Source organism: Neisseria sp. LACPHL-SPEC-2024-00856 (genome assembly GCF_047915665.1).
Lineage (GTDB): Bacteria > Pseudomonadota > Gammaproteobacteria > Burkholderiales > Neisseriaceae > Neisseria > Neisseria polysaccharea.
The window spans coordinates 1-18,854 of sequence record NZ_JBLRPR010000006.1 but is presented as its reverse complement, the minus strand read 5'-3'; the positions used below and the strand labels follow the sequence as shown (position 1 = coordinate 18,854).

Below are 18,854 nucleotides of genomic sequence, written 5' to 3'. Positions count from 1 at the left end.
AAGGAAATGCCGTCTGAAACAGGTTTCAGACGGCATTTATGTTCAGGGTTAAGGCTTATTTCACTTCCAACTTGGCAACGCCACCCATATAAGGCTGCAAAGCGGCTGGGATATTGATACTGCCGTCGGCGTTTTGATGGTTTTCCAATACGGCGACCAGCGTTCTGCCGACTGCCAAGCCGGAGCCGTTCAAAGTATGTACCAAGCGGTTTTTGCCGTTTTCGTCTTTGAAACGCGCCTTCATGCGGCGGGCTTGGAAATCTTCGCAGTTGGAGCAGCTTGAGATTTCGCGGTAGGTATTTTGCGCCGGCACCCAAACTTCCAAGTCATACGTTTTTGCCGCGCCGAAGCCCATGTCGCCGGTACACAGGGTAATCACGCGGTAGGGCAGTTCCAAAGCCTTCAGGATATTTTCGGCATGGCCGATCATTTCTTCCAGCGCTTCGTATGATTTGTCGGGATGAACGATTTGCACCATTTCCACTTTGTCGAACTGGTGTTGGCGGATCAGACCGCGCGTGTCTTTGCCGTACGAACCCGCCTCGCTGCGGAAGCAGGGCGAGTGGGCGGTCAGTTTCAGCGGCAGTTCTCCTTCGTCCAAAATACTGCCTGCAACGGTGTTGGTCAGGGTAACTTCGGCTGTCGGAATCAGATATTGCGTGGTTTTGGTTTCGTCGCCGCCACGGGTAACGTGGAACAAATCTTCTGCAAATTTAGGCAGTTGGCCTGTGCCTTGCAGGGTGGTGTCGTCCACGATATAGGGCGTGTAATGCTCGGTGTAGCCGTGTTTCAGCGTGTGCGTATCGAGCATGAATTGCGCCAGCGCGCGGTGCAGGCGGGCGATTTGTCCGCGCATCACGGTAAATCGTGCGCCGGAGAGTTTCGCGCCGCCTTCGAAATCCAAACCCAAAGGTTCGCCCAAATCGACATGGTCTTTGATTTCAAAGTCAAATTCGCGTGGCGTGCCGACTTTGCGGACTTCGACGTTTTCGGTTTCGTCTTTACCGGCGGGTACGCTTTCGTGCGGCAGGTTGGGTATGCTCAACAACCATGCGTCCAATTCTTTTTGAACGGCATCCAAATCGGCGGCAGCCTGTTCCAAATCGGTTTTGATTTGGGCGACTTGATCCATGGCCGCCTGCGCCTCTTCATGTTTACCCTGACCTTTCAGTGCGCCGATTTGTTTAGAAATGCTGTTACGCGAGGCTTGTAGTTCTTCGGTTTTCACCTGAACGGACTTGCGTCGTTCTTCCAGTGCGTCAAAACGTGCGGTATCAAAGTCATAACCGCGCCGTGCAAGCCGTTCGGCAACGGCGGCGGTGTTGCTGCGGAGCAATTGGATATCTAACATGGTCTGATTCCCGAATAATTTGAAATGCATTATTGTAAACCAAATTTAAGATATTTTCCCAAATCCCCCCATGTTTCGGCACGCGTACCGCCATGCCGTCTGATTTGTCAAAACCGTCCGATTTGTGGGAAAATCCTAAGATTGAATTTAACGGAGGGCGACACCGTGTTGGACAGAGAAGGCTATCGCCCCAATGTCGGTATCATCTTAATCAACAACCGCAACGAGGTCTTTTGGGGCAAGCGCGTACGCGAACATTCATGGCAGTTTCCGCAAGGCGGCATCAAGCCGGGCGAAAGTCCCGAAACCGCGATGTACCGCGAGTTGTACGAAGAAGTCGGACTTCTGCCGCAACACGTCAAAATCGTCGGGCGGACGCGCGACTGGCTGCGTTACGACGTGCCGAACAACTGGGTGCGCCGCGAATGGCGCGGCTCTTATCGCGGACAGAAGCAGATTTGGTATCTCCTGCGCCTGACCGGCCGGGATTGCGATGTCAACCTGCGCGCCACCCACCACCCCGAATTTGACGGCTGGCGTTGGCATCAATATTGGGCGCCCGTTGACGAAGTAATTGATTTCAAAAGAGACGTTTACTTGGGGGCATTGGAAGAACTCTCTTCCCGTTTCCTGCGCGGTATGGAAAGTTATGAAGACTTTGCCGCCCGCCAACTTTCCGGCAACCGGTAAAACAACGGAACGCAACGCTTTCAGGCCGTCTGAAAGCGTTGTTTTTCTTACTTTCAGATTATTCCTATGGCTAAAAACAACCAATACAGCGAATCCAGCATCACCGTCCTCAAAGGCTTGGAGCCGGTCAAAGAACGTCCCGGCATGTACACCCGCACCGACAGCCCGACCCATATCTGTCAAGAAGTCATCGACAACGCGGCGGACGAGGCGTTGGGCGGTTTCGCCACTGCAATCGACGTGCGCATCCACGACGACGGTTCGCTTTCCGTGCATGACAACGGACGCGGCATTCCCGTCGGGCTGCACCCTGTCGAAGGCGTACCCGTGGTCGAACTCGTGTTCACCCGTTTGCACGCGGGCGGCAAGTTCAATAAAAAAGACGGCGGCAGCGCGTATGCCTTTTCAGGCGGCCTGCACGGCGTGGGCGTATCCGTTACCAACGCCCTCTCCACCCGCCTTGAGGTAACCGTCAAACGCGAAGGCAAAATCCACCGCATCGTGTTTGCCGGTGGCGACGTGGTCGAACCGTTGGCGGAAGTGGGCAAATGCGCCGTCAAAGACAGCGGCACCGAAGTGCACGTCTGGCCGGACGGCAAATATTTTGAAAGTCCGAATTACAGCATTCCCGAACTCGAACGCCTGCTGCGCGCCAAAGCCGTGCTGCTGCCGGGCGTGCGCGTTTCCCTGACCCGTCCGGTCAAAGGCGAAGACGAAGCGCGCACTCAAACCTGGCATTACCCCGATGGCCTGAAAAGCTATCTGACCGACCTGATTGCCGACGCGCAGGAAGCCGTGCCGCTGTTCTCCTGCGAAAACTATATTTCAGACGACCACAACGGCGATTTCAGCATCGGAGAAGGCGCCGCCTTTGCCCTGACTTGGCTGGAAGAAGGCTCGTGCGCCAACGAAAGCTACGTCAACCTCATCCCCACCCCGCTGGGCGGCACGCACGAAGCAGGCTTGAAACAAGCCGTGTTCAACGCTGTCAACAACTTCATCAATCTGCACAACCTCTTGCCCCGCGGCGTGAAAGTACAAAGTGACGACGTGTTCGGCAAAACCGCCTTCGTCCTCTCCGCCCGCGTCCTTGACCCGCAGTTCCAAGGTCAGACCAAAGACAAGCTGACCAACCGCGATGCGCTGAAACTCGTTGCCACCGTATCGGGCGACCCTTTGGAATTGTGGCTGAACCAAAACGTGGATTACGGCAAAAAAATCGCCGAACTCGCTATCCGTCAGGCACAAGCACGGATGCGTTCGGTTAAAAAGATTGAAAAGAAAAAAGGCAGCGGCGTCGCCGTCCTGCCCGGTAAGCTGACCGACTGCGAAAGCGAAGACATTCGCGAAAACGAACTCTTCCTCGTCGAAGGCGATTCCGCTGGCGGCTCCGCCAAACTCGCCCGCGACAAAGCCACCCAAGCCATCCTGCCTCTGCGCGGTAAGGTGCTCAACAGCTTTGAAGTCCACCCTGACCAACTCTTCGGCAACGCCGAAATCCACGACATTTCCGTCGCCATCGGCGTTGATCCGCATGGAATCAATGACCATCCCGATTTAAGCGGCCTGCGCTACGGCAAAATCGCCATCCTGTCCGATGCCGACGTGGACGGTTCGCATATTCAGGTTTTGCTGTTGACCCTGTTCTACCGCCATTTCCCCAAACTGGTTGCCGACGGACATATCTACGTCGCCCAGCCGCCGCTGTTCCGCGTCGATGTCAACGCACAAGGCAAAAGCAAACCCGCCCGCAAATTCTATGCCCTCGACCAAAACGAACTCGACAGCATTTTAGAGCGGCTGCAAAAAGAAGGCGTCAAAGAAACCGCCTATTCCATCAGCCGTTTCAAAGGCTTGGGCGAGATGAATCCCGACCAGCTCAAAGACACCACCATGCACCCCGACACCCGCCGCCTGTTGCAGGTGCAAATCCCCGAAGGCGCGGCGGACGAGACGCGCGACATCTTCGTCAAACTGATGGGCAAAGGCGAAGCCGCCGCCCGCCGTGCCTGGATGGAGCGCGAAGGCGATACGGCGGAACTCGATATTTGAACCGTGATTGCCGCATACGAAAAAATGCCGTCTGAAACCAAATCGGTTTTCAGACGGCATTTCGTTTGGGGATTTATTCTGCTGCGGAAGATTCGGCTGCTTCGACTTCAACAGACGGCGTTTCGGCGGGAGCTTGGGCGGACTGCTGTTGCAAAGCCTGCTGCACAAAAGGATGGTTTTGCGCGATCGCCTGTTCTTCGGGGGTAACTTCGCCTTTGAAACGGTTGTTCAAATCGAAACGTTTGCCGCCGCGCGCCAAGGCTTTCAGATAGCGCGGACGGCGGCAGTGGTTGGCGAGAACGCGTGCAATAAGTGTAGGATCGTATTGGGGCAGCGCGGTAATCAAGTCTTGGTCGATACCGAGTGCCAACGGTTTAAATCGTTTGAATACATCGTATTTGCCGTAGATATGGTCGGCAATCATTTCTGTCTGTTTCTTTTTGCTCATGGTTTGGACCGCAGATTTCAGTGCTGCGCCCAAAGCGGTTTCTTGTATCATTTCAGTTGCATTCCTCTAAACAAACCCGTGCGTCAAGGCTGCACGGCAATGCTGGGTATTCTATTATAAAGTCTGTGTTTTGGCTAAATTTTTATTTGTTTGAAAGGGTAATGTCGGGCGTATTAACCTGAACGTCGGCATTTTGCGCACGATGGCGCAGGGCGTGGTCGATTAAAACTAATGCCAGCATAGCTTCGGCAATCGGCGCGGCGCGCAAGCCGACGCAGGGGTCGTGCCTGCCGTGGGTGGCGAGTTCGACGGGGTCGCCGTTGATGTCGATACTGCGGCGCGGTGTGGCAATGGAGCTGGTCGGTTTGATGGCGATATTGACGCGGATGTTTTGTCCGGTGCTGATGCCGCCGAGGATGCCGCCCGAATGGTTGGACAGGAAGCCTTGCGGGGTGAGTTCGTCGCCGTGTTCGCTGCCGCGTTGCGTTACGCTGTCAAAACCTGCGCCGATTTCCACGCCTTTGACGGCGTTGATGCCCATCATCGCGTAGGCGATTTCGGCATCGAGGCGGTCGAAAACGGGTTCGCCCAAACCGACAGGGACGTTGGCGGCTTCGATATGCAGCTTCGCGCCGACGGAATCCAAGGATTTGCGCACGCTGTCCATATAGTTTTCCAGATCGGCAATTTGGCTTTGGTTGGCGGCGAAGAAGGGATTTTGGGAAATGTGTTCGCAGCCTTCAAACCGGATTTCTTTTTCGCCGACTTGGGTAACGTAGGCGGTGATTTTCGTGCCGAATTTTTCTTTCAGCCATTTTTTGGCGACGGCTCCGGCAGCAACGCGGGCGGCGGTTTCGCGGGCCGAACTCCTGCCGCCGCCCCGGTAGTCGCGCGTGCCGTATTTGTGCCAATAGGTATAGTCGGCGTGGCCGGGGCGGAAACTTTGGGCGATGTTGCCGTAGTCTTTGCTGCGCTGGTCGGTATTGCGGATTAAGAGGGCGATGGGTGTGCCGGTGGTTTTGCCTTCAAATACGCCGGAAAGAATTTCGACTTGGTCGGCTTCGCGGCGTTGGGTAACGTGGCGGCTGGTGCCGGGTTTGCGCCGGTCGAGGTCAAATTGGATATCCGCTTCACTCAATTCTAATCCGGGCGGGCAGCCGTCAATGATGCAGCCTAAGCCTGCGCCGTGGCTTTCGCCGAACGTGGTAACGGTAAAGAGTTGTCCGAAAGTGTTGCCTGCCATGTTTTCCTTCTGTGGGCGGTATGTTGGAGACGGCGGATTTTAGCATAAAAGCCGGCGGGAAACGGGTAAGGGGTTGCGTGTTTTGCAGTGAATCGGCTTATAATCCGGTCTGATTTTTCAGGATAGCGATATGAATGACTACACGCAGCAGCTTCAAGATAAAAAAGACCGCCTTAAAACCCTTTTTGCAGGTTTGGATGTTCCCGAGTGGGAAGTGTATGAATCCCTGGACAAACACTATCGTATGCGCGCCGAGTTCCGTATTTGGCACGAAGGCGGTGAAATGTTTTACGCTATGTTTGAAAAAGGGCAGAAGGCCGGCGGGGCAAGCCTGATCCGTTGCGACCGCTTCGATGCTGCTTCCGAGGCCGTCAACCGCCTGATGCCCGAATTGATCGCCCTTGCCGCCCAATCTGCCGAACTGAGAAACCGTTGGTATGCCGTCGAATTTCTGTCTACGCTCGGCGGAGAAATGCTGGTTACTATGATTTACCACAAAAGGCTTGACGATGAGTGGATACGGGCGGCGCAAGCGTTACAGCAACAGCTGGATATTTCCGTTATCGGGCGGAGCAGGGGGCAGAAAATAGTCTTAAAACAGGACTATGTGACGGAAACTTTGAAGGTCGGCAACCGGGATTTCCATTATCGGCAAATTGAAGGCGGTTTTACCCAACCCAATGCTGCCGTGTGTCAAAAAATGCTTGAATGGGCATGCGGTGCGGCAGAAGGGCTGGGTGGGGATTTGCTCGAACTATATTGCGGAAACGGCAATTTTACGCTTCCTTTATCTGAAAAGTTTGAACGTGTTTTGGCAACCGAGATTTCCAAAACTTCAGTAGGCGCGGCGCAATGGAATATTGAGGCAAACGGGATAGGCAACATCAAAATCGCCCGCCTGTCTGCCGAAGAATTTACCGAAGCCTATACGGGCAAACGCGAGTTTAAACGTCTTAAGGAGGGCGGTATTGCTTTGGCGGATTACGCATTTTCCACTATTTTCGTCGATCCGCCGCGTGCCGGTATCGATGGGGAAACTTTGAAGCTGGTGTCGCAGTTCGACAATATTATCTACATTTCCTGTAATCCTGAAACGCTGCGTGCTAATTTGGACACCTTGGCACAAACCCATACGGTAGAGCGTGTCGCCCTGTTCGACCAATTTCCGTTCACGCCGCATATTGAAAGCGGCGTACTGTTGAAAAAGAAAATCCTTGGAAAAAGCAAGAGGTAAGGACTATGTACCGACACATCGAATACTATCCCGGCGATCCGATTTTGAGTTTGGTCGAAACCTTCAAAAACGACCCGCGCCCCGAAAAAGTCAATTTGAGCATAGGCATTTATTTCGACGACGAAGGCAAAATGCCCGTGTTGGAATCCGTGCGCCGTGCCGAAACCGCCCGCGCCGCCACGCCTGCGCCGTCGCCCTACCTGCCGATGGAAGGTTTGGATGCTTATCGCAGCGCGGTGCAGCATTTATTGTTCGGCAAAGACAACCCCGCGCTCGCACAAGGACGCATCGTTACCGTGCAAACCTTGGGCGGCTCGGGCGCGCTCAAAGTCGGAGCGGATTTCCTGCACCGCTGGTTTCCCGAAGTGCGCGCCTACGTCAGCGACCCGACTTGGGACAACCATCGCGGCATTTTTGAAGGCGCAGGTTTCGAAGTCGGCACTTACCCATATTACGACCCTGCCGCCGGCGTGAAATTCGACGAAATGACCGCGTTTTTCAACACCCTGCCCGAACACAGCGTCTTAATCCTGCATCCCTGCTGCCACAATCCGACTGGCGCGGATATGTCGGAACAGCAATGGGACGAAGTGTTGCACATCATCAAAACGCGCAAACTGATTCCGTTTATGGACATCGCCTACCAAGGCTTCGGCGGCGATTTGGACAGCGATGCCTACGCCGTCCGCAAGGCTGTGGAAATGGAATTGCCCTTGTTCGTCAGCAATTCCTTCTCGAAAAACCTGTCGCTCTACGGCGAGCGCGTCGGCGGTTTGAGCGTGGTTTGCCCGAATAAGGAAGAAGCGGATTTGGTGTTCGGACAACTCAAATTTACCGTCCGCCGCATCTACTCCAGCCCGCCCGCGCACGGCGCGTATATCGCCGCCGACGTGATGAGCAGCCCCGAACTTTACGCTTTGTGGCAAAACGAAGTTTATATGATGCGCGACCGCATCCGTGCGATGCGGCAGAAACTTTACGGCGTATTGACCGACCGAATCCCCGACCGCGATTTCACTTATTTCATCAAGCAGCGCGGAATGTTCGGCTACACGGGGTTGAGCGTGGGGCAGGTCCGCCGGTTGCGCGACGAATTTGCCGTTTACCTGCTGGATTCGGGCAGGATGTGCGTCGCCGGGCTGAATACGTCGAATACCGGCTATGTTGCCCGCGCATTCGCGGAAGTCTTGAAATAAGAGTTTGAAGTAAGTCAAAAGGCCGTCTGAAAAGTATTTATCTTTCAGACGGCCTCTTTATAATTGGCGCACCCAACAGGGATCGAACCTGTGACCTCCAGCTTCGGAAACTGACACTCTTCCAACTGAGCTATGGGTGCGGAAAGCGTAAGGTTAACGTAAATTCTGCAAATTGGCAAAGGTTATCTTGCGCCGGCAGGCGGCGTATGGCGGCGTGAGGGATGTTTTCTTGGAGATAATCCAGTATTTTCAACGAATTATTTATTTTATATGGATACCGTTGGCAAATTTTTTCATATTTTCAATGATAGCGATTGGAAAGACCCTGTGAATTCAGTATAATCCAGCAAAATATTGTTAACTGCGTTTAACACACCAAACTATAATTTACAGCACAACCTAACCTGACGGCGAGGCCTACCAAATGAAACAACTCCGCGACAATAAAGCCCAAGGCTCTGCACTGTTTACCCTTGTGAGCGGTATCGTTATTGTTATTGCAGTCCTTTATTTCCTGATTAAGCTGGCGGGCAGCGGCTCGTTCGGCGATGTCGATGCCACTACGGAGGCGGCGACGCAGACCCGTATCCAGCCCGTCGGACAATTGACGATGGGCGACGGTATCCCCGTCGGCGAACGCCAAGGAGAACAGATTTTCGGCAAAATCTGTATCCAATGCCATGCGGCGGACAGCAATGTGCCGAACGCCCCGAAACTGGAGCACAACGGCGACTGGGCGCCGCGTATCGCGCAAGGCTTCGATACTTTGTTCCAACACGCGCTGAACGGCTTTAACGCCATGCCTGCCAAAGGCGGTGCGGCAGACCTGACCGATCAGGAACTCAAACGGGCGATTACCTACATGGCGAACAAAAGTGGAGGTTCTTTCCCGAATCCGGATGAGGCAGCGCCTGCCGACAGTGCCGCTTCAGGAACAGCTTCTGCTCCTGCCGATAATGCAGCTCCGGCGGAAGCGAAGGCAGAAGACAAAGGTGCTGCCGCACCTGCAGCCGGTGCAGACGGCAAGAAAGTTTTTGAAGCAAACTGTCAGGCGTGCCACGGCGGTTCAATCCCCGGCATTCCCGGCATAGGTAAAAAAGACGATTGGGCTCCCCGCATCAAACAAGGTAAAGAAACCTTGCATAAACACGCCCTTGAAGGCTTTAACGCAATGCCTGCAAAAGGCGGCAACGCCGGCTTGAGCGATGACGAAGTCAAAGCGGCTGTTGACTATATGGCAAACCAATCCGGTGCGAAATTCTAAATTCGGATTAAAATTTCGGATTAAATAAAAACGGGGCAGGTATCTGCTCCGTTTTTTTATGGGAATTTATTTGTTTGTCCGTGTGGAAATGACATCAAAGGGTGCAAATAGGCTTTTCATCTTTGAAATCTGTCTGCCCGATCGGATGAATAAAAAGTAGGATGATAAAAAACCGGTGTATGGATATTGGTTTAACTTATTTGTTTTAAAGTTATAGTCGAGATACGTGTATCGGTGCAACTGGTTTTCCGTTGATGAAAATGCCGTCTGAAAGTGTTTCAGACGGCATTTTTGTTTCAGCCTTTCAACAGTCAGTCTTCATAATTTTCCATCGGTGGGCAGCTGCACACGAGGTTGCGGTCGCCGTACACGTCGTCCACACGGTTGACGCTCGGCCAGAATTTGTGTTCGCGCACGAAGGGCAGCGGGAAGACGGCTTCTTCGCGAGAGTACGGATGCGCCCATTCGCCGGTTATATCTGCGGCGGTGTGCGGCGCGTTGACCAGTGGGTTGTCGTTTTTCGGCCATTCGCCGTCGATGACTTTCTGCACTTCGCGGCGAATGGATTTCAAGGCGGCGATGAAGCGGTCGAGTTCGGCTTTGCTTTCGCTCTCGGTCGGTTCGATCATCAGCGTACCGGCAACAGGGAAGGAAACCGTCGGCGCGTGGAAGCCGTAGTCCATCAGGCGTTTGGCGATGTCGGTTTCGGTGATGCCGCTTTCGGCTTTGAGCGGACGCAAATCGACGATACATTCGTGCGCGACGCGGCCGTTTTTGCCTGTATACAGAATCGGATAGTCTTCGCTCAAGCGTTTAGCGACGTAGTTGGCGTTGAGCAATGCCCAGCGTGTTGCCTGCTCCATGCCTTGTTTGCCCATCATGGTCAGGTACATCCAAGTAATCGGCAGGATGGACGCAGAACCATATGCTGCGGCAGCCACGGCAGTTTGATCGGCACTTGCGCTGTGGGTGTCGGTCAAGGTATGGCCTGGTGCGAACGGAGCCAGATGGGCTTTCAAGCCAATCGGACCCATGCCCGGGCCGCCGCCGCCGTGAGGGATACAGAAGGTTTTGTGCAGGTTCATGTGCAACACGTCCGCGCCGACTTCAGCAGGCTGCATGATGCCGATTTGAGCGTTGAGGTTGGCACCGTCCATATAAACCTGTCCGCCGTTTTCATGGATGATGCGGCAGATGTCGCGGATGCCTTCTTCGTACACGCCGTGGGTGGACGGATAGGTAATCATGATGGAGGACAAAGCGTCGCGGTGTTGCTCGGCTTTGGCTTTCAAATCGTCAATGTTGACGTTGCCGTGTTCGTCGGTATCAACGACGACGACTTTCAAACCGAGCATGGCGGCGGTGGCGGGGTTTGTGCCGTGGGCGGATTTGGGAATCAGGCAGATGTTGCGGTGCGCTTCGCCTTGGGCTTCCTGATAGCGGCGGATGGCGAGCATACCGCTGTATTCGCCCTGCGCGCCGGAGTTGGGCTGGAAGGAAATCGCGTCAAAGCCGGTGATGGCTTTCAGGCTGTTTTCCATGTCGGTCAGGAGTTCGCGGTAGCCTGCGGTTTGCGCTTCGGGGGCGTAGGGGTGGATGTCGGAGAATTCCGCCCAAGTAATCGGCAGCATTTCCGCAGTCGCATTGAGCTTCATGGTGCAGCTACCGAGCGAAATCATGCTGCGGTTCATCGCCAAATCGCGGTCTTCGAGTTTTTTCAGGTAGCGCAGCATTTCGTGTTCGGTGTGGTAACTGTTGAACACAGGATGTTGCAGAATATCGTCCTGACGCAGCAATTCTGCATTCAGACGGCCTTTGACATCATCGGCAAATGCGAACGTATCCTTGCCGGTAAACGCGCGGTACAAATCAACCAAATCTTCGCATGCCGATGTTTCGTGGAATGCAGCCGCAACTTGAGTATCGTTAACGCGGCGCAGGTTATAGCCCGATTCCAAAGCAGCGGCAAACACTTGGTCTGCTTTCTCTTTGTTGCCGAAATCGACGGTAACGGTATCGAAGAAGACCTTATGAACCACATTCAGGCCGTCTGAAACCAGCGCATCGGCAAAGGCAGAAGCCAGCGCGTGAATGCGGTTGGCGATGCGTTTCACACCTTCAGGGCCGTGGTAAACGGCGTACATACCCGCCAAGTTCGCCAGCAATGCCTGCGCGGTACAAATATTGGATGTCGCTTTTTCGCGGCGGATGTGTTGCTCGCGGGTGGACAACGCCATGCGCAAGGCAGGTTTGCCCGATGCGTCTTTGGATACGCCGATGATGCGGCCCGGGGCGGAACGTTTGAACGCGTCTTTAAAGGCGAAATAAGCGGCGTGCGGCCCGCCGAAGCCCATCGGCACACCGAAGCGTTGAGTGTTGCCCAACGCAATGTCCGCGCCCAATTCGGCAGGCGACTTCAGCAAAACCAAGCTCATGATGTCGGCGGCAACGGCCACGATCGTGCCTTTTGCTTTCAGACGGCTGATAACATCCTGCAAATCTTGTACGTCGCCGTCTTTGCCGACGTATTGGAACAGCGCGCCGAAGTATTCGCCTTCATCCGCTTGGGCAAAATCGCCGACCACCAGTTCAAAGCCGAAATATTTGGCGCGGGTTTTCATCACGTCCAAAGTTTGCGGATACACGCGCGCATCTACAAAGAAACGCTCGGATTTCACTTTGCCCACGCGGTGCGCCATCGCCATCGCTTCCGCCGCGGCAGTTGCCTCGTCCAACAAAGACGCGCCCGCCACAGGGAAACCGGTCAAATCGATGCACACTTGTTGGAAATTCAACAACGCTTCCAAACGACCTTGGGCAATCTCCGCCTGATACGGCGTGTAGGCGGTGTACCAACCCGGGTTTTCCAATACGTTGCGCAAAATCACGTTCGGCACGCGGGTCGGATAATAGCCCAAGCCGATATAGGACTTGTTGATCACGTTTTTCGACGCAATGCCTTTCAATTTCGCCAATGCGTCCGCCTCGGTCAAGGCCTCGGGCAAATCGAGTTCAGACGGCATACGGATGCTTTGCGGCACGGTGTTGCCGATAAAATCGTCCATGCTTTTCTCGCCGACAGCGGCAAGCAACGCCGCTTCGTCGCCGAAACTCAAATGCCGCGCGGCAAATTCGTTGGGGTTGAACAATTCAGATAGTTTCATTCCTACTCCTTAGATAGTGTTGCGTGGATATGCCGTCTGAAGCGGCAGAATGACTTGCACATCCAAAGCCGGAGGGCCGATATTTCTCGGGGGCGTATGGCGTAGTCGGTGCATCTCAGACGGGATGTCGGGGAAGCGTCTGTGCGTTTGCCTTGTTTCATAATGATGTGTTTCAACGGATGGGGCGCACGTTTATCGGAATCCCTGAGTGTGCAGGAAATCGGACAATTTCTCGGCAAATCGGCGGTAGCCTTTGCCGTTGGCGTGGATTTGGTCGGATTTCAGATTATTATCGCCCAAAATTTCCGCCCACGCGCCACCGAACAGCGGAATGCCGTATTCCTCGGATAAATCCTCATACAGCGGATGGTCGCTCAAATGCCCGAACAACGTGCCCAGTGTGATGTGCGGCACGCCGACGAGGACGGCGGGGATGTTTTCCTTTTGCACGGTTTCGATGATTTTCGCGATATTGGCGCGGGTCTGTTCTTCGGGAACTTTGCGCAGAAAGTCGTTGCCGCCTATGCCGACAATCACAAGCTTGGGTTTGCGTGCCAACAGCGCGGGCAGGCGCGACAGGGCTTGCGCGGACGTATCGCCCGATACGCCGCCGTTGACAATATTCCAACCCGTCAGTTTTTGCAGTTGCGCGGGGTAGGATTCGCCGGGGTTTGCGCCGTAGCCGAAGGTGAGCGAATCGCCCAAGGCAAGTACGGTGCTTCCTTCGGGAATTTTGGCGTGGGTTCGGGCGGATTTTCTGCCGCAGGCGGTAAGCAGCAACGCGCCTGCACCGAGGAGGAAGGTTCTTCTGTTCATTGGTTTTTCAGACGGCATCGAGCCATTTCGGGTGGTATTTCAGGGTTTTACGGTAAACCGGACAGCTTTCGGCGTGCGCGCCTTTGAGGTAGCCGGTACTCATCAGAAATTCGCCGACGATTTCGCCGCCGACAAATTTGAAATGTTTTTTAAAGAGTTTGACCCATTCAGCCTTGTCGAGCGGATGGTGCGCGTCGAGCCAGTTCTTGAACGAGCCGTATTCTTGTTGCAACGCTTGGATTTGCCGTGCATTGAAAATGGCGGCATCGATTTTCAGGCGGTTGCGGACGATGCCCGTGTCGGCAAGCAGGCGTTCGCGGTCGGTGTCGTCGAAGGCGGCGACCGTATCGATGTCGAAACCTTCAAATGCCGTCTGAAACGCCTGCCGCTTCTTCAGCATCAGCGTCCAGCTTAATCCTGCCTGATTGATTTCCAACACCAGCCGCTCAAACAATTCATTGTCGTCCTCAATCGGAAAACCGTATTGCGTGTCGTGGTAATGTTTGTTCGGGTTGTCGGTGTTTTCGGGAAGTGAGGCGGCAAATTCGCAATAGTTCACGGTTTACTCGACCATCTGTTGCGCCGCCTGTTTCAGTCCCTGTTCGAGTGCGGCGGTCATGGCGGCGTAGCCGTCACCCTGCTGTTCGGTTTCGATATGGAAGGGTCTGTTCGTACCGTCGGGTAGGACGGCGTAGCCGCTGATGAGGGTTTTGCCCGTGTAGCTGCCTTGGAATGCGTCGATATAGACCGTCCATTTGTCGGTACTGCCGCTGCGTGAGGCAGGAACAAAGATGCGTGTGCTGTCCAAACGGTTGAATGCATTGCTCAACGCCGCTTCGAGCATATCGTCCAAGGTGTCTGCCCAAACGTGGTTTTGTGCGGTGTTGATGCGGTAGGGGTCGGTTTGATAGACCAATCCGCCGCGTTTGAGCGGCTCGGCAAGACGGACTTCGACGGCGGTTTCGCCGCCTTGCGTTGCAGGACGGATGTAGCGGCTGTCGGGCAACACGAAATATTGTGTGCTTTGCACAGTACCGCAGGCGGCAAGCGTCAGGGCGGCGGCAATTGGGAAAAGGCGCATTATCGGCTTCCTTTCGGGATAGGGTCTTTGCTGCTGCTGTTGAAAATCAGCGCGTTGGGTTTTTCTTTCAAAGTGTTAATGACGGGTTGAACGTCTTTTAAGGTTTTGTCCAAACTTTGCAGCGTATTTTGTACGTCGCCGTAGATAGGCGATTGAGGCGATACGCCTTGCAGGGTTATGCGCAACTCTTTCAGGGTTTGGTTCAGCTCGTTTGGAATGTTTTGCGTCTGCGGTTTGCCGACCAGTTTGTCGATGGAGCTTAGGGCGGCATTGGCAGATTTGAGTGTGGACTTGAGCTCGGTAAGCGAACCGTTCAAGCCGGCAACGGTTTTATCCAATGGCAGATTGTTGAACTTGTCTAACAAGTCGGCTACTTTTGCCTGCAAGTCGTCCAAACCGCCGCCCCGTGTGGCAATGACGGTATCGCCTGCATAAACGGTATGCGGTCGCAGCTTGGGCGAGGCGGAAGGCTGATCGTTCAACTCAATCATTTTGCTGCCGGTCAGCAGGTTGTTACTGGAGATGGTGGCGGTCAGGCCTTTGTTTAAGGCCGTCTGAAATTGTTGTTTCCAATGTTCTTTGCTTTGTTCGTCGGCATTGATTTCCAAGCGGGAAGGCTCGATGCGGATGCGTACGGGAATCCAACCGTTTTCAAACAGATGCAGGCTGTCGTTGCGGTCGAAATAGGGAACGTCGGAAACCACGCCGACATTCAGCCCTTTGTACTCGACGGGCGAACCGACGGTCAGTCCGCGCACGGATTGTTTGAAAAACGCGGTGTAGTACAGCGAACGGTCGTCAGGCAGGTTGGCGACTTCGCTGCGGCTGTCGTAAAGCGTGAAGCTGTCTTCGCTTTTGACGTTTTTACTGTTTTTGGTTTTCGGCGAATCAAATGAAATCGCGCCCGACAGCAGGACAGGCAGAGGGGCGGAATTGAGTTTGATGCCGCTGCCTGTGGTTTCGATATTAATGCCGCTTTCCAGCCAAAAACGGCTGGCGGAATGAATCAGTTTGTCGTTGGGGCTTTGGATGAAGATGGTGTAATGCACGCTTTGGTCGGACGGGTCGAAATGCGCGCTTTCGATTTGCCCGACCATAAAGTTTTCATACAAAACAGGGCTGTTGACGTTGAGGATGCGGTCGTTTTTACCAATCAAATTCAAGCGCAGCCCGCTTTGCCCGATGGCGGTAACGGGCGGAATGTCCTGCACTTGGAACACGTCTTTTGCCTCGTCGCTTTTGCCGGGTGTAAAAGCGATGTACGAACCCGAAAGCAGCGTACCCAAACCGGTTACGCCGCTTTGGTCGATACGCGGCTTGACTACCCAAAACTGGGTATCGCTGCGGATGAGGCCGGATACGTCCGCATTGAGTTGGGCGGTTACTTCCACGCCTTTTTGGTCGTCGCGCAGTTTGATTCGGGTAACGCGTCCGACATCGATGCTCAATACTTTGATGACCGTATTGTTGACTTCAATGCCTTCCGCGCTGTCCATCAAGAGCGTAACCACAGGCCCCCTGTTGCGGATTTCCTTAATCCACAGCCAGCCACCGGCAATCAGCGCAATCAGCGGGACCAGCCAGACGGCGGAGAGGAAGGTGTTGTTTTTGCGGACGCGTGCTTGAGCGTGTCCGTTTGGAGGAGGGTTGTTGTCAGTCATATTTTTCCGTTTCGTTGAAAGCAATGCCGTCTGAAGCGCGTTTGTCCCAAAGCAGGCGCGGGTCGAAATAATAGGCGGACAGCATCGTCAGAATCACGACCAGGCAGAAATAGACTGCCGCACTGCCCGGAATGACGCGCGCGGCATAAGTGTGGAACGAACACATCAAAATAATAATCACAAAAATATCAATCATCGACCAGCGACCGACTGCTTCGGTGATGCGGTAGAGGTGCGACAATTTCTTTGCGCCCGCCGGCAAAGCGAAGCGGGCGGACGCAATCAAAACCGACATTGCCGCAATCTTCAGCACCGGCACCAAAATACTCGCGCTGAAAATAACCGCCGCAATCAGCCTGTCGCCCTCGTCCCACATATAAGCGATGCCGCTAAGGATAGTGTTGGCCTCCGTGGTGGCAGGATTGGACGAAATCATAATCGGCAGGATATTGGCAGGGAAATACAAAATAACCGCCGCCGTCAGAAACGCCGACGAAATACTCAGACTTTTCGGCCGTCGGCGGTACAGTTCCGCGCCGCACACGCCGCAGGGGGATTCGGCACTGTCGCGGAAATACAGGCAGCGGCTGCAACAGGTTTTGCCTTCTGATGCCGTCTGAACCGCATTATCCCCCGTCAGCTGCCCGATTTGAAAATACACCCAATGCTGGGGAACTGATACCGAAGTCCGAATCAGCATAACCGACAGCGCGAACATCAGATAAAACGCCGACCCGAAGCGAACCTCTGCCACAGACGAGAGCTTGATATACGCCACCAGAGTGGAAACAAAAAACACATCCACCATCATCGCCTGCCTCAAGCGCACCATCACACGCGTTGCCAAACGCAGCGCAGGATACACCCGTTTCCGTATCAGCGCGGCATAGACATACAGGCACAGCAGCAGAAACAGAACCGGCGCGCCGAAAGTCAGCACAAACATCACTTCGGCCAAAAAACCATAATCCTGAAACACCATCAGGCGTACCATCTCGGGCAGCGAAAGGACGGATGCCGCACCCGGTATCCCGACCTCGATATACGTCATACCGTAAGCAAACGCCATCAAAATCAGCGAAGCCGCCGCATAAGCGGGTGGGCCGGAAAAAGGGTGGCTGCCCACCCTGAAGAGCTTATAGCCGCAGCGCGGGCAGAACGCCGCCTCTCCCCTGTCCAACCGGGGCACATCCGCGCGGCAGCCGCATTCCGGGCAATCTACCGTATGCGGCGGCAGGGTTTCGTCGCGGCAGCTGCCGCGAAGGCTGTGGGGGATATTTTCGGCAAACGGCTTCATCGGGAAAGTAGCAAATATAAGTGGCGGCATTATAAAGGAAAAAAGCAACGCACCCAATCAGGATGCAAAATCGTCGGGTTCGGCAGTATGAACAAACCCTTGTCGTCCGGCAAAAATATTTTTTGAGCGGTTGTCCGCCGACTGCCGAACCCATTTGATAAAATCCCGATTCTGTAAAGAATAGTAAAATACCTGCTTAAAAACATCACGCAAATGATATTTTTTCCAAAAATATGTGATAATAAATTTCGTTTATGATTCTTTATTATTTTTATAGTGGATTAACAAAAATCAGGACAAGGCGGCGAAGCCGCAGACAGTACAAATAGTACGGAACCGATTCACTTGGTGCTTCAGCACCTTAGAGAATCGTTCTCTTTGAGCTAAGGCGAGGCAACGCCGTACTGGTTTTTGTTAATCCACTATATATGCGGGCAAGTGCGGATTTTGCCCGCCCCGCATCCTTATCCCTTACCGACAAAGGAAAAGCTATGAGCGAAACTGAAAATCAAGCCCTGACGTTTGCCAAACGTCTGAAGGCGGATACCACGGCGGTTCACGACAGCGTGGACAATCTCGTTATGTCTGTCCAACCGTTTGTCAGCAAAGAAAACTACATTAAATTTTTGAAACTCCAATCCGTTTTCCACAAGGCCGTCGACCACATCTATAAAGATGCCGAATTAAACAAAGCCATTCCCGAGCTGGAATACATGGCGCGATACGATGCCGTAACGCAAGACTTGAAAGACTTGGGCGAAGAGCCTTACAAATTCGACAAAGAATTGCCACACGAAACCGGCAACAAAGCAATCGGCTGGCTTTATTGCGCTGAAGGATCCAATTTGGGCGCGGCGTTTTTGTTCAAACACGCCCAAAAACTCGATTACAACGGCGAACACGGCGCGCGCCACCTCGCCCCCCATCCCGACGGTCGCGGCAAACACTGGCGCGCCTTCGTCGAGCATCTGAACGCTTTGAACTTGACTCCCGAAGCCGAAGCGGAAGCCATCCAAGGCGCACGCGAAGCCTTTGCATTCTACAAAGTCGTGTTGCGCGAAACCTTCGGCTTGGCAGCCGATGCCGAAGCCCCCGAAGGTATGATGCCGCACAGGCATTGATATATTTTACGGTTTCGCCTCGGCTCGTGAAGCGGAACCGTATTTTCTGCCGCGTATGACGGCATTTTTCAAACCATCAGATATAAATAATTATCATATTTTTTATTAAAAATATGCCATAGGAGATAATTATGACGATTCCTTTCAAACCAAGCCTGCTTGCAATGGCATCCGTCCTTGCCCTTTCCGCCTGTATTTCAGGAGGAGGGGATGCGCCTGCGGTCAAATCCTCGGAA

The 18,854-nt window shown here is 53.9% G+C and carries 14 protein-coding genes, 1 tRNA gene and 1 pseudogene; 6 read left to right on the top strand and 10 right to left on the bottom strand.

The annotated features are described in order from the left end of the window. Positions 1-55: 55 nt before the first annotated feature. Entirely contained in the window at positions 56-1,351 is a 1,296-nt protein-coding gene (serS, locus tag ACNAU7_RS06680; protein WP_416301669.1) for a serine--tRNA ligase, read from the bottom strand. Positions 1,352-1,516: 165 nt separating this feature from the next. Here serS and ACNAU7_RS06675 point away from each other — a divergent pair, with 165 nt between their 5' ends. Both ACNAU7_RS06675 and parE read left to right on the top strand, forming a co-directional pair. After that, positions 1,517-2,041, top strand: coding sequence for an RNA pyrophosphohydrolase (locus ACNAU7_RS06675; protein ID WP_416301774.1), 525 nt, complete (start codon positions 1,517-1,519; stop codon positions 2,039-2,041). Between the two features lie 66 nt (positions 2,042-2,107). Continuing rightward, a complete protein-coding gene (gene parE / locus ACNAU7_RS06670; RefSeq protein ID WP_416301667.1) occupies positions 2,108-4,093 on the top strand; it encodes a DNA topoisomerase IV subunit B in 1,986 nt (661 codons plus the stop codon). Positions 4,094-4,166: 73 nt separating this feature from the next. Here parE and ACNAU7_RS06665 read toward each other — a convergent pair whose 3' ends face one another. Together ACNAU7_RS06665 and aroC are read right to left on the bottom strand one after the other, a co-directional pair. Then, positions 4,167-4,592 carry a ProQ/FINO family protein gene (locus ACNAU7_RS06665; RefSeq protein WP_416301665.1) on the bottom strand — a complete coding sequence of 142 codons (426 nt, stop codon included), beginning with the start codon at positions 4,590-4,592 and terminating at the stop codon, positions 4,167-4,169. Between the two features lie 91 nt (positions 4,593-4,683). Continuing rightward, positions 4,684-5,784, bottom strand: coding sequence for a chorismate synthase (gene aroC / locus ACNAU7_RS06660; protein WP_416301663.1), 1,101 nt, complete (start codon positions 5,782-5,784; stop codon positions 4,684-4,686). A gap of 130 nt (positions 5,785-5,914) precedes the next feature. On the opposite strand from aroC, the gene trmA reads away from it, so the two are divergent. Further along, positions 5,915-7,018, top strand: coding sequence for a tRNA (uridine(54)-C5)-methyltransferase TrmA (gene trmA, locus ACNAU7_RS06655; protein ID WP_416301661.1), 1,104 nt, complete (start codon positions 5,915-5,917; stop codon positions 7,016-7,018). 5 nt (positions 7,019-7,023) lie between these two features. Beyond that, on the top strand, positions 7,024-8,214 hold the full coding sequence (locus tag ACNAU7_RS06650) for an aromatic amino acid transaminase (protein ID WP_118787627.1): 1,191 nt from the start codon (positions 7,024-7,026) through the stop codon (positions 8,212-8,214). Positions 8,215-8,278: 64 nt separating this feature from the next. On the opposite strand, the gene ACNAU7_RS06645 is transcribed toward ACNAU7_RS06650, so the two are convergent. Further along, a tRNA-Arg gene (locus tag ACNAU7_RS06645) sits at positions 8,279-8,354 on the bottom strand. Between the two features lie 284 nt (positions 8,355-8,638). Here ACNAU7_RS06645 and ACNAU7_RS06640 point away from each other — a divergent pair. Continuing rightward, positions 8,639-9,478 carry a c-type cytochrome gene (locus tag ACNAU7_RS06640; protein WP_416301658.1) on the top strand — a complete coding sequence of 280 codons (840 nt, stop codon included), beginning with the start codon at positions 8,639-8,641 and terminating at the stop codon, positions 9,476-9,478. 311 nt (positions 9,479-9,789) lie between these two features. Here the strand turns inward: ACNAU7_RS06640 and gcvP are convergent, their stop codons facing one another. From gcvP to ACNAU7_RS06610, 6 genes and pseudogenes are all read right to left on the bottom strand, one after another. Further along, positions 9,790-12,642, bottom strand: a complete 2,853-nt coding sequence (gene gcvP, locus ACNAU7_RS06635) for an aminomethyl-transferring glycine dehydrogenase (protein ID WP_416301656.1) — start codon at positions 12,640-12,642, stop codon at positions 9,790-9,792. Positions 12,643-12,834: 192 nt separating this feature from the next. Beyond that, the gene (locus tag ACNAU7_RS06630; protein ID WP_308034371.1) at positions 12,835-13,476 is read right to left on the bottom strand and encodes an arylesterase; all 642 of its coding nucleotides are present in this window, start codon (positions 13,474-13,476) and stop codon (positions 12,835-12,837) included. Next, a complete protein-coding gene (locus ACNAU7_RS06625; protein WP_416301654.1) occupies positions 13,466-14,017 on the bottom strand; it encodes a DNA-3-methyladenine glycosylase I in 552 nt (183 codons plus the stop codon). The genes ACNAU7_RS06630 and ACNAU7_RS06625 overlap by 11 nt, the downstream gene beginning before the upstream one ends. A 3-nt stretch (positions 14,018-14,020) precedes the next feature. Beyond that, positions 14,021-14,539 carry a PqiC family protein gene (locus ACNAU7_RS06620; protein ID WP_416301652.1) on the bottom strand — a complete coding sequence of 173 codons (519 nt, stop codon included), beginning with the start codon at positions 14,537-14,539 and terminating at the stop codon, positions 14,021-14,023. Further along, positions 14,539-16,200, bottom strand: a complete 1,662-nt coding sequence (gene pqiB / locus ACNAU7_RS06615) for an intermembrane transport protein PqiB (protein WP_416301650.1) — start codon at positions 16,198-16,200, stop codon at positions 14,539-14,541. The genes ACNAU7_RS06620 and pqiB overlap by 1 nt, the downstream gene beginning before the upstream one ends. Then, a pseudogene (locus ACNAU7_RS06610) lies at positions 16,193-17,565 on the bottom strand (PqiA/YebS family transporter subunit). Before ACNAU7_RS06610 ends, pqiB begins: the two are co-directional and overlap by 8 nt. Before the next feature lie 423 nt (positions 17,566-17,988). Here ACNAU7_RS06610 and ACNAU7_RS06605 point away from each other — a divergent pair. After that, the gene (locus ACNAU7_RS06605; RefSeq protein ID WP_002257975.1) at positions 17,989-18,618 is read left to right on the top strand and encodes a biliverdin-producing heme oxygenase; all 630 of its coding nucleotides are present in this window, start codon (positions 17,989-17,991) and stop codon (positions 18,616-18,618) included. Positions 18,619-18,854 lie beyond the last annotated feature (236 nt).